Annotated in this window: 8 protein-coding genes; all 8 read right to left on the bottom strand. The window is 68.2% G+C overall.

The genetic code is table 11. The features are described from left to right. Positions 1-17: 17 nt before the first annotated feature. Positions 18-893: an RNase adapter RapZ gene (gene rapZ / locus BUR99_RS03655; RefSeq protein ID WP_074258959.1), complete on the bottom strand. Its 876-nt coding sequence runs from the start codon at positions 891-893 to the stop codon at positions 18-20. Positions 894-930: 37 nt separating this feature from the next. Continuing rightward, positions 931-2,913 (bottom strand): excinuclease ABC subunit UvrC, encoded by a 1,983-nt coding sequence (gene uvrC, locus BUR99_RS03650; protein ID WP_074259460.1) that lies wholly within the window; start codon positions 2,911-2,913, stop codon positions 931-933. Between the two features lie 4 nt (positions 2,914-2,917). Next, positions 2,918-5,809 (bottom strand): excinuclease ABC subunit UvrA, encoded by a 2,892-nt coding sequence (gene uvrA / locus BUR99_RS03645; protein ID WP_074258958.1) that lies wholly within the window; start codon positions 5,807-5,809, stop codon positions 2,918-2,920. Between the two features lie 94 nt (positions 5,810-5,903). Then, positions 5,904-7,970 (bottom strand): excinuclease ABC subunit UvrB, encoded by a 2,067-nt coding sequence (gene uvrB, locus BUR99_RS03640; RefSeq protein WP_074258957.1) that lies wholly within the window; start codon positions 7,968-7,970, stop codon positions 5,904-5,906. Positions 7,971-8,039: 69 nt separating this feature from the next. Further along, a complete protein-coding gene (coaE, locus tag BUR99_RS03635) occupies positions 8,040-8,654 on the bottom strand; it encodes a dephospho-CoA kinase (protein WP_074258956.1) in 615 nt (204 codons plus the stop codon). Between the two features lie 150 nt (positions 8,655-8,804). Then, positions 8,805-10,256, bottom strand: a complete 1,452-nt coding sequence (gene rpsA / locus BUR99_RS03630) for a 30S ribosomal protein S1 (RefSeq protein ID WP_074258955.1) — start codon at positions 10,254-10,256, stop codon at positions 8,805-8,807. Between the two features lie 145 nt (positions 10,257-10,401). Then, positions 10,402-11,400, bottom strand: coding sequence for an epimerase (locus BUR99_RS03625; RefSeq protein WP_074258954.1), 999 nt, complete (start codon positions 11,398-11,400; stop codon positions 10,402-10,404). Continuing rightward, the gene (locus BUR99_RS03620; RefSeq protein WP_234980719.1) at positions 11,397-12,059 is read right to left on the bottom strand and encodes a DUF4166 domain-containing protein; all 663 of its coding nucleotides are present in this window, start codon (positions 12,057-12,059) and stop codon (positions 11,397-11,399) included. The genes BUR99_RS03625 and BUR99_RS03620 overlap by 4 nt, the downstream gene beginning before the upstream one ends. Positions 12,060-12,064: the final 5 nt, after the last annotated feature.

Here is a 12,064-nt window from a genome sequence, read left to right as displayed (position 1 = left end):
TGTTGCAGGGCCGGCGATCACTCGCGGCCGAGATCCCGATCTTTCACGCTCACCGCGACGCCGGGCAGCGCGGAGACGCGCTTCGCCAGCTCGCGCACCAGGGCGACCGAGCGGTGCTTGCCGCCGGTGCATCCGATCGCGATCGTCGCGTGCCGCTTGTTCTCGCGCTGGTAGCCGGCGAGCACCGGCTCGAGTGCCTTCACGTACGCCTCGACGAACTCCATCGCACCGGGCTGGCTCAGCACGTATTCCGAGACGACGGCATCGTCGCCCGTGAGGTGGCGGAGCTCGGGGATCCAGAACGGGTTCGGCAGGAAACGCGCATCGGCGACGAGATCGGCGTCGGAGGGCACTCCGTACTTGAACCCGAAGCTCTGCATCGTGATGCGAAGACCGGCGTGGCCGGCTTCGGCGAAAGTCTCGGTGATGAGCGTCGCCAGCTGGTGGATGTTCAGGTCGGAGGTGTCGACGACGATGTCGCTGGCCTCGCGCAGTTCTGCGAGGCGGGCGCGCTCGGCGCCGATGCCGTCGAGCAGCGTGCCGTTGCCCTGCAGCGGGTGCGGCCGACGCACCGACTCGAAGCGGCGCACGAGCACGGAGTCGGTCGCGTCGAGGAAGACGACGCGCACGTTCACGCCGGTGCGGAGGGCCTGGATGATCTCGCGGAGCTCGGAGAAGAAGTCGCGGCCGCGGATGTCGACGATCGCCGCGATGCGCGGCAGCGACGTGCCGGCCCGCTCGACGAGCTCGACGAGGGGGCGCAGCATCTGCGGAGGGAGGTTGTCGACGACGTACCAGCCGAGGTCTTCGAGCGCGTTGCCGACGGTCGAGCGCCCTGCGCCGGACATGCCGGTGACGATCAGCATCTCCTGCTGCTCGGAATCTGCGGTCATCGTGTCGAGGCCCCCTTCCGCGTGTCGACACCCAAGCCTATCTGGGTGCGGGGGCGCCGTCGGCGTGCAGGGCGCGGTGCACGGTCGCCGCGAGAGCGGGACCGATGCCCTTCACCTCGGCGATGTCGGTCTCGGATGCCGCGCGCAGACGTTTCACCGAGCCGAAGTGCCGCAGCAGCTCCTTCACGCGCGACGGCCCGAGGCCTCGGATCTCGGAGAGGACGCTCCCCATGTCGCGCTTGCGACGCTGCCGCTGGTGGGTGATCGCGAAGCGGTGCGCCTCGTCGCGCACCCGCTGGAAGAGGAAGAGCGCGTCGCTGTTGCGCGGCAGGATCACGGGATAGTCGCCGTCGGGCGTCCAGATCTCCTCGAGCCGCTTCGCGATGCCGCAGAGGTAGATGCCCTCGACGCCCGACTCCTCGAGGGCGCGTGCCGCAGCGGCCACCTGCGGTTGGCCGCCGTCGACGATCAGCAGGTTGGGCCGGTATGCGAACTTCTTGCGGCGTTCGGATGCCGCGGCATCCGTCTCGCCTTCCGGGATGTCGGCACCGTCGCCGGTGTTCGCGGCGGGTGCCGCGGTGCTCGCTGTCTCGACCTCGATCGGCGAGCCGATCGAATCGGGGGCCTTCAGGTACGCGAGGCGGCGGGTGAGCACCTGGTGCAGCGAGTCGGTGTCGTCGGTCGAGTTCGGAATCGTGAAGCGTCGGTACTCGTCTTTGCGGGGCAGCCCGTCTTCGAAGACGACCATGGAGGCGACGATGTTGGTGCCGCTGAGGTGCGAGACGTCGTAGCACTCGATGCGAAGCGGCGCGTCGGCCATGCCGAGCGCCTCCTGGATGTCTTCGAGCGCACGCGAGCGGGTCGTGAAGTCGGCGCTGCGCCGAGTCTTGTAGAGCATGAGCGTCTGCTTGGCGTTCTGCGTGGCGGTGGCCAGCAGCGCGGCCTTGTCGCCGCGTTGGGCGGCCCGCAGGCGCACCTTGCGCGCGGCGATCGTGCCGAGCCAGGTCTCGAGCGCCTCGGCATCGTCGGGCAACTCGGGCACGACCACCTCCGCCGGGGGAACCTCGCCATCGCCGTAGGCGTTCTGCACCACCGAGTCGACGAGCTCGCCGAGCGGTACGTCGAGCTCCTTGTCGACGGTCCACGAGCGCACACCGCGGATGCGGCCGCCGCGCACGATGAAGAGCTGCACCGCGGCGGCGAGCTCGTCGTGATCGATGCCGAAGACGTCGATGTCGACCTTCTCGCCGAGCACCACCGCGCTCTTCTCGAAGAACGAGGTGGCCGCCTGCAGGCGATCGCGGAAGCGGGCGGCCGATTCGTAGTCCTGCACCGCCGCAGCCGAGCGCATGCGCTGCGTGAGCTCGCCGAGGATGCGGCGGTCCTGGTTCTGCATGAACGAGACGAACCGGTCGACGCTCTCGCGGTGCTCCTCGATCGTCACCACCCCCGAGCACGGCCCGAAGCAGCGGCCGATCTGGCCGGCGAAGCAGGGCTTGCCGCTGGCCATCGCGCGGCGGTAGTCGGAGTCCTTGCAGGTGCGGATCGGGAAGAGCTTCAGCAGGATCTCGAGCGTCTCGTTGACGGCCCACACCTTGGGGTACGGCCCGAAGTACCTGGCGCCGCGGATGTTGCGGTTGCGCGTGACGACGGCACGGGGCGCCTCATCAGCGAGGGTGACCGCGAGATAGGGGTACGACTTGTCGTCCTTGAACTGCACGTTGAAGGGCGGGTCGAACTCGTTGATCCACGTGAACTCGAGCTGCAGCGCCTCGACCTCGTTCGCGACGACCGTCCACTCCACCGAAGCGGCCGTCGTGACCATCCGCCTCGTGCGCTCGTGCAGGGTTCGGAGCGGCGCGAAGTAGTTCGAGAGCCGCGCCCGGAGGTTCTTCGCCTTGCCCACGTAGAGCACGCGCCGATCGGCGTCGCGGAACCGGTAGACCCCGGGGCTCGTGGGGATCTCGCCCTTCTTCGGGCGGTACGGAACGCCCTCGGTGCCGGGCAGCACGGTGCTCATCGCCTCAGCTGGCGACCGCGGCACGCACCGACGCCGCGTCGAGGATCTCGCGCAGGAAGTAGCCGGTGTGGCTCTCGGGCACCGCCGCGACCTGTTCGGGAGTGCCGGTCGCCACGATCTGGCCACCGCCCGAGCCGCCCTCTGGGCCGAGGTCGATGATCCAGTCGGCCGACTTGATCACGTCGAGGCTGTGCTCGATCACGATGACGGTGTTGCCCTTGTCGACGAGCTTGCCGAGCACCTTCAGGAGCTTCTGCACGTCTTCGAAGTGCAGGCCCGTCGTGGGCTCGTCGAGCACGTACACGCTGCGGCCGTTGGAGCGCCGCTGCAGTTCGGTGGCGAGCTTCACGCGCTGCGCCTCGCCGCCCGAGAGCGTCGTGGCGCTCTGCCCGAGCTGCACGTAGCCGAGCCCCACGTCGACGAGGGTCTTCAGGTAGCGGTGGATCGCCGAGATCGGCTCGAAGAAGTCGGCCGCTTCGCTGATCGGCATCTCGAGCACCTCGGCGATGTTCTTGCCCTTGTAGTGCACCTGCAGGGTCTCGCGGTTGTAGCGCTTGCCGCCGCAGACTTCGCACGCGACGTAGACGTCGGGCAGGAAGTTCATCTCGATCTTGATCGTGCCGTCGCCCGAGCACGCCTCGCAGCGCCCACCCTTGACATTGAAGCTGAATCGGCCCGGCAGGTAGCCGCGCGCCTTCGCCTCGGTCGTCTCGGAGAAGAGCGTGCGGATGCGGTCGAAGACGCCGGTGTAGGTGGCGGGGTTCGAGCGCGGCGTGCGCCCGATCGGCGCCTGGTCGACGTGCACGACCTTGTCGAGCTGGTCGAGGCCCGTGACCCGCCGGTGCTTGCCGGGCACCTTGCGGGCGCCGTTCAGGCGGTTCGCGAGCACCCGGTAGAGGATGTCGTTGACGAGCGAGGACTTGCCCGACCCGCTCACACCGGTCACCGCCGTGAGCACGCCGAGTGGGAACTCGACGTCGACGCCGCGCAGGTTGTTCGCCTCGGCACCCTGCACGGCGATCTTGCGCTCGGCATCGATCTCTCGGCGCTGCTCGGGGATCGGGATCTCTTTGCGACCCGAGAGGTAGTCGCCGGTCAGCGATCGCGTGTTCTTCACGAGGTCGGCGTAGCTGCCCGAGTGCACCACGGTGCCGCCGTTGACACCGGCCCCGGGGCCGATGTCGACGATCCAGTCCGCGGTCCGGATGGTGTCTTCGTCGTGCTCGACGACGATCAGCGTGTTGCCGAGGTCGCGCAACGCGATGAGGGTGTCGATGAGGCGACGATTGTCGCGCTGGTGCAGGCCGATGCTCGGCTCGTCGAGCACGTAGAGCACGCCGGTGAGGCCGGAGCCGATCTGGGTCGCGAGCCTGATGCGCTGCGCTTCGCCGCCGGAGAGCGTGGCGGCCGCGCGGGACAGGTCGAGGTAGCTGAGCCCGACGCGGATCAGGAAGTCGAGGCGCAGCTTGATCTCGCGAAGCACCTGGGCGGCGATCGTCTGCTCGCGGTCGGTGAGTGCGAGGCGATCCATGAAGCCGCGAGCATCGGTGAGGCTCAGCAGCCCCACGTCGGCGATGCTGTGATCGTGGATGAGCACCGAGAGCACCTCGGGCTTCAGCCGCTTGCCATCGCACACCGGGCACGGCACCTCGCGCAGGTACTCGGACCACCGGGCGCGCTGCACGTCGGTCTCGGCCTGCAGGTACTGGCGCTCGATGTAGGGCACGACGCCCTCGAAGCCCGAGGTGTAGCTCATCTCGCGGCCGTAGCGGTTGCGCCACTTCACCTTGACCTCGAAGTTGTCGCCGCGCAGCACCGCCTGGCGGGCGCCCTCGTCGAGCTCCTCCCAGGGGGTGTCGAGCGAGAAGTCGAGGTCGCGGGCGAGCCCGCCGAGCAGCTTCTCGTAGTAGTTGTAGAGGCTCTTGCCCTGCGAGGTCCACGGCAGGATGACGCCCTCGGCGATGCTGAGGCTCTGGTCGCCGAGCAGCAGCGCGTCGTCGACCGACATGCGCGTGCCGAGGCCCGAGCACTCGGGGCAGGCGCCGAACGGCGCGTTGAACGAGAAGGTGCGCGGCTCGATCTCGGTGAGCTGGATGGGGTGCTGATTGGGGCACGACAGCTTCTCGGAGAAGGTCGCCCATGCTTCGGGCCCGGTCTCGTCGACATAGTTGACCTGCACAAGCCCGTCGGTCAGCCGCAGCGCGGTCTCGAGCGAGTCGGTGAGGCGCCCGAGCAGCTCGGGTCCGGCGACGAGCCGGTCGATGACGACGGAGATGTCGTGCTTGATCTGCTTCTTGAGCTTCGGCGGGTCATCGAGCCGGATGACATCGCCGTCGACGACGGCCCGCGAGTAGCCCTGCGCAGCGAGATCGCGGAAGAGGTCGACGAACTCGCCCTTCTTCTTCGAGACGACCGGGCTGACCACCTGGTACCGGGTGCCCTCGGGCAGCTCCATGAGCTGATCGGCGATCTGCTGCACGGTCTGGCGCTGGATGCGCTCACCGCACACGGGGCAGTGCGGCACGCCGATGCGCGCCCAGAGCAGACGCATGTAGTCGTAGATCTCGGTGATCGTGCCGACGGTGGAGCGCGGGTTGCGGTTGGTCGACTTCTGGTCGATCGACACCGCGGGGCTGAGGCCCTCGATGAAGTCGACGTCGGGCCGGTCGACCTGCCCGAGGAACTGGCGGGCGTACGCCGACAGCGACTCGACGTAGCGCCGCTGCCCCTCGGCGAAGATCGTGTCGAACGCGAGCGACGACTTGCCGGAGCCCGAGAGCCCGGTGAAGACCACCATCGCATCGCGAGGAATCTCGACGTCGACGTTCTGCAGGTTGTGCACGCGAGCACCGCGGACACTCAGGTGCGAATGGGCATCGAGACGTGAAACTGGCACCCTACGAGTCTAAAGAGACCCACCGACACGGATGCCTCGAGCACACGCGCTCTCAGCGAACATACGTTCGAATCACGGTGGCCGGCCGCTCCGATCAGCCGAGGTGTCCGGCCTTCTCCATCTGGCGGAGCTCGCGCTTGAGGTCGGAGACCTCGTCGCGCAGGCGCGCTGCGAGCTCGAACTTCAGCTCCCCCGCGGCGACCAGCATCTGGTCGTTGAGGTCGCGGATGATGTCTTCGAGGTCGTTGGCGCCGGCGGCCGCGATGCCCTCGCGGCGCAGGTTCGGCACCGACGTCTTCTTCTTCGCGTCGCGACCGGCGAGGAGTGCCGCCGTGTCGGCCTCCTCTCGCGCGAGCACGTCGGTGATGTCGGCGATGCGCTTGCGCAGCGGCTGCGGGTCGATGCCGTTGACCCGGTTGTACTCGAGCTGCATGTCGCGTCGCCGAGTGGTCTCGTCGATGGCTGACTTCATCGAGTCGGTGAGCACGTCGGCGTACATGTGCACCTCGCCCGAGACGTTTCGAGCGGCACGACCGATGGTCTGGATGAGCGACGTCGACGAACGGAGGAAGCCCTCTTTGTCGGCGTCGAGGATCGCCACGAGCGAGACCTCGGGCAGGTCGAGGCCCTCACGGAGGAGGTTGATGCCCACGAGCACGTCGTAGACGCCGGCCCGGAGCTCGGTGAGCAGCTCGACGCGGCGCAGGGTGTCGACGTCGGAGTGGAGGTACCGCACCCGCACGCCCGCCTCGGTGAGGAAGTCGGTGAGCTCTTCGGCCATCTTCTTCGTGAGTGTCGTGACGAGCACGCGCTCGTCGCGACCGGCACGGGTGCGGATCTCTTCGAGGAGATCGTCGATCTGGCCCTTCGAGGGCTTCACCACGATCTGCGGGTCGACGAGCCCCGTGGGGCGGATGATCTGCTGCACGACGCCGTCGGCGATGCCCATCTCGTATCGCCCGGGCGTTGCGGAGAGGTACACGGTCTGGCCGACGCGCGCCTTGAACTCGTCCCACTTCAACGGACGGTTGTCGAGCGCGCTCGGCAGGCGGAACCCGTGCTCGACGAGGGTGCGCTTGCGCGAGGAGTCGCCCTCGTACATCGCACCGATCTGCGGCACCGTGACGTGGGACTCGTCGATGACGACGAGGAAGTCGTCGGCGAAGTAGTCGAGGAGGCAGTGCGGAGCCTCACCGGCCTGGCGGCCGTCGATGTGCCGCGAGTAGTTCTCGATGCCCGAGCAGAATCCGATCTGCTCCATCATCTCGAGGTCGAACGTGGTGCGCATGCGCAGCCGCTGCGCCTCGAGCAGCTTGCCCTCGCGCTCGAGCTCGGCCAGTCGCTCTTCGAGTTCGATGCGGATCGTGCCGATCGCACGCTGCATCACCTCGGTGCTCGCGACGTAGTGCGAGCCCGGGAAGACCGGCACGGAGTCGAGCTTCGCGACGACCTGACCGGTCAGCGGATGCAGGCTGTAGAGCGCCTCGATCTCGTCGCCGAACATCTCGATGCGGATCGCGAGCTCTTCGTAGATCGGGATGATCTCGATGGTGTCGCCGCGCACGCGGAAGTTGCCGCGCGAGAAGTCGACGTCGTTGCGCTGGTACTGCATCGAGACGAACTTGCGGATGAGCCAGTCGCGATCGACCTGCTGGCCGACCTGCAACGGCATCATGGCGCCGAGGTACTCTTCGGGCGTGCCGAGGCCGTAGATGCACGAGACCGACGACACGACCACGACATCGCGACGGCTCAGCAGCGAGTTCGTCGTCGAGTGCCGCAGCCGCTCGACCTCGGCGTTGATCGAGCTGTCTTTCTCGATGAAGGTGTCGGTCTGCGGAACGTACGCCTCGGGCTGGTAGTAGTCGTAGTACGAGACGAAGTACTCGACGGCGTTGTTCGGCAGGAGCTCGCGGAACTCGTTGGCGAGCTGCGCCGCGAGCGTCTTGTTGTGCGCGAGCACGAGCGTCGGCCGCTGCACCTGCTCGATGAGCCATGCCGTCGTCGCGGACTTGCCGGTGCCGGTCGCGCCGAGCAGCACGACGTCGGTCTCACCGGCGTTGATGCGTGCCGCGAGCTCGGCGATCGCCGCCGGCTGATCGCCGCTCGGCGTGTACTCGCTGATGACCTCGAACGGCCGAACTGAACGTGTGGCCTGCATGCCCTCCAGTCTAGGAGCGCCCGCCGACACTCCCCCTGTGAGCCGGCTGTCAGCCCGACGAGGCGGCGATCAGGCCCTGGCGCGACGCTCTTCGACGATGCGGTGCCACAGTTCGTCGGTCTGGCTCATCGTGTGCGCCAGCGAGCCGTCGGTGTCGATGACGACATCGGCGACCGCGAGACGTGCGGTGTTGTCGACCTGGGCGTCGACCCGGGCCTCCGCCTGGCCGCGCTCGAGTCCGCGGACCTCGACGAGCCGCTCGACCTGGGCGCGGCGCGGCGCATTGGTCACGACGATGAGGTCGAACGGATGATCGACGGATGCCTCGACGAGCAGTGGCACGTCGTAGACCACGACGGCATCGGGGTCCTCCTGCTCGGCCTTCGCGATCAAGCGGCCCGAGAGCTCCCGCACCGCGGGATGCACGATCGCGTTGAGCTTCGCGAGCTGCTCTGCATCGCCGAACACGCGCTCACCGAGCTTCGCCCGGTCGAGCGTGCCGTCGCGGTGCAGCACGTCGGCACCGAACTCCTCGACGATCGCGGCCAGCGCGGGCGTACCCGGCTCGACGACACGTCGCGCGAGCTGGTCGGCGTCGATGTGCACGGCGCCGTGTTCGTAGAGTCGACGCGCGACCGTGGACTTGCCTGAGGCGATGCCGCCCGTGAGACCGATCAGATACACGCTCCCCACTCTAATCGTGCGACCCACGACGCGACGCCTCAGGAGGCGAAGCTGCTCGAACTGTCGACCTCCCCCTGGAACGCCGGAAAGGCCGGCCCCCGAGGGGACCGGCCTTCCGTATCGCGGACCGCGACGTGTCGCGGTTCGTGACTAGTTGTTGCTCGAGAGCTTCTCGCGCAGCGCCGCGAGCGACGCGTCGTCGGCGAGGGTGCCCGCGCCGGCCGAGTCGCTCGAGTACGAAGCACCAGCCGAAGCGAACGAGTCGTCGGCCACAGCAGCAGCGTTCGCCGCGGCGACCTGCTTCTTGTGAGCCTCCCAGCGAGCCTGGGCTGCAGCGTAGTCCTGCTCCCACTTCTCGCGCTGGGCCTCGAAGCCCTCGCGCCACTCGTTGGTCTCGGGGTCGAAGCCCTCGGGGTACTTGTAGTTGCCCTGCTCGTCGTACTCGGTGAGCATGCCGTAGAGCGCCGGGTCGAACTCGGTGCCCTCGGGGTCGACGCCCTCGTTCGCCTGCTTCAGCGAGAGCGAGATGCGGCGACGCTCGAGGTCGATGTCGATGACCTTGACGAAGACCTCTTCGCCGACCGACACGACCTGCTCTGCGAGCTCGACGTGCTTGCCCGACAGCTCGGAGATGTGGACGAGGCCCTCGATGCCGTCTGCGACGCGAACGAACGCGCCGAACGGAACGAGCTTCGTGACCTTACCCGGAGCGACCTGACCGATCGCGTGGGTACGGGCGAAGACCTGCCACGGGTCCTCCTGCGTCGCCTTGAGCGACAGCGAGACGCGCTCGCGGTCGAGCTCGACGGAGAGCACCTCGACGGTGACTTCCTGACCGACCTCGACAACCTCGGAGGCGTGCTCGATGTGCTTCCACGAGAGCTCGGAGACGTGGACGAGACCGTCGACGCCGCCCAGGTCGACGAACGCACCGAAGTTGACGATCGACGAGATGACACCCTTGCGGATCTGTCCCGGGTGGAGGTTCGCGAGGAACGTCGAGCGCGACTCGGACTGCGTCTGCTCGAGGAGCGCGCGGCGCGAGAGCACGACGTTGTTGCGGTTCTTGTCGAGCTCGAGGATCTTCGCCTCGATCTCCTGGCCGAGGTACGGCGTGAGGTCGCGCACGCGGCGGAGCTCGATGAGCGACGCCGGGAGGAAGCCACGGAGGCCGATGTCGACGATCAGGCCGCCCTTGACGACCTCGATGACCGAACCGGTCACGACGCCATCGGCTTCCTTGATCTTCTCCACGTCGCCCCATGCACGCTCGTACTGAGCGCGCTTCTTCGACAGGATGAGTCGGCCTTCTTTGTCTTCCTTCTGGAGGACGAGGGCCTCGACGGTGTCGCCGACGCCGACGACCTCGCTGGGGTCGACATCGTGCTTGATCGAAAGCTCACGCGAGGGGATGACACCCTCGGTCTTGTAACCGACGTCGAGGAGAACCTCGTCGCGGTCGATCTTCACGACGGTACCCTCGATGAGGTCGCCGTCGTTGAAGAACTTCAAAGTCTTCTCGACCGCGGCGAGGAAATCGTCAGCAGATCCGATGTCGTTGATCGCGACCTGCTTGGGCGCCTTGGTCGTTGCGGTTGTCATGTAGTGAATGCTCCGTAAAGGACAAAATCGAGCCCATCGCGTGGGAGAGCGATATGTTGGTTCCGCGATGGGCATGCGGACAGGGATGTCACACGAGTGACGCTCAATCCTAACGGAACCGCTCCCCCATTGGCAAACGGCCGGGTCACTCCCCCGTGATCGGCGCCCCGACGGGCTCGGCACGCACGGATCCGGGCTTCAGGATGCTGCGGAGCGCCGGCTCGAGGTCGGGATACGCGAACTCGTATCCTGCGTCGAGGAGGCGCTCGGGAACGACCCAGCGGCTCTTCAGCACCAGCTCGGTCTCGGTGCGGATCACGGCGGATCCGGGCTCGAGCATCCACCGCCACGCCGGGACACCGAACGGCATGCCGAGGAGTCGACGGACGATGCGCATCAGCGTGCGGTTGTCACTGGGGTTCGGGGCGCTGACGTTGACGACGCCATCGAGATCAGGCCTCGCCACGAGGAAGTCGATGATGCCGGCGACGTCGTCGATGTGCACCCAGCTGAATCGCTGCCGCCCGCCGCGCGCCCGGAACTCGTGGTGCGTGCCCGCGGCCCTGCGCGCGCGGGTCGCCGGCCATCGCCCGTCGAGCTGCGGGCCGCCGAGGCCGAATCGGGCGAGCCGGGCGAGCGGCCGCATCACGCTGCCGTCGCCGAGCACGATCGCGATCCGGAGCGCGATCCGCCGCGTCGAGGGCAACGCACCTTCGAAGAACTCCGACTCCCAGGCCTTCGCGACGTCGACCGAGAAGCCGCTCCCGAGCTCGCCGTCGCGCTCGGTCATCGGGCGGTCTTCGGCATGGCGGTAGATCGTCGCCGTCGAGGAGTTGAACCACACCCGCGGCGGCACGGCGGCGGACTCGACGGCCGCACGCAGGGCTGCGGTCGTCTCGACCCGCGACCGAATGATCTCGGCGCGGTTGCCCGGGGTGTACCGGCAGTTCACGCTCCTGCCCGCGAGGTTCACGAGCACGTCGCATCCGTCGACGACGCGGGCGATGGCCGCCGGGTCGTGCCACGAGGCGTCCGCCGACGCGCCGCGACCGATCGTGCGCACCTCGAGGCCGGCAGCGCGGTACCGCGCGACGAGGTACCCGCCGATGAAGCCGGATGCCCCGGCGATGACCACGCGCGTCATGCCGGCGTCTCCTGTTCGATCTCGTAGACGAAGGAACCCTCGTACTCGTAGATCCGCCCGAGCAGCGGAGCATCGAGCGTGAACCGTACGCGCTGCCGGCCGGTCGCCTCGTCGAACCGCTCCACCACCCGCGCTCGCGGCGCCACGGCAGCTGGGATCCGCAGCCGCACCCGGCCGGCTCGAAGCCCGACCGACGTCGAGCTGAGCGCGAGCGCCCCCTGTCGCACGGTCGCATCGAATGCCACGCGCAACCGCCCGCCGACGCCGAGCACATCGACCACGCGACCGTTTCGGAAATGCACCGCGTCGGTCATCTCGCGCGGACCGGAACGGAATTCGAACCGGCGCACGGCATGGAGCACGCCCGTCGCCGACCGCCGGTTCTCCACCGCGAACGGCACATCGACCTCGTGCGCGGGGAACAGTACGCCCCACCGGGCCAGCACCGCGAGCAGCGGCCAGAGCCAGCGGCGCGGGGTGCCGACGACCTCGAACGTGCCGCGTCCGCGCCCGACCGCGCCGTCGGGCACCTCCGAGAAGTAACGCTGCAACCCCGGATGGAGCTCGGCGACGGCCCCGCCGAGCGCCTGCGCGTACGGCGAGAGCGTCGGCGCGGCATCCGTCGACGGGGCAGACAATGCGCCCTGCTGCGTCGACACCGGCG

This window comes from Agromyces cerinus subsp. cerinus (assembly GCF_900142065.1).
GTDB lineage: Bacteria > Actinomycetota > Actinomycetes > Actinomycetales > Microbacteriaceae > Agromyces > Agromyces cerinus.
This window is presented reverse-complemented; position numbering and strand designations above follow the sequence as displayed.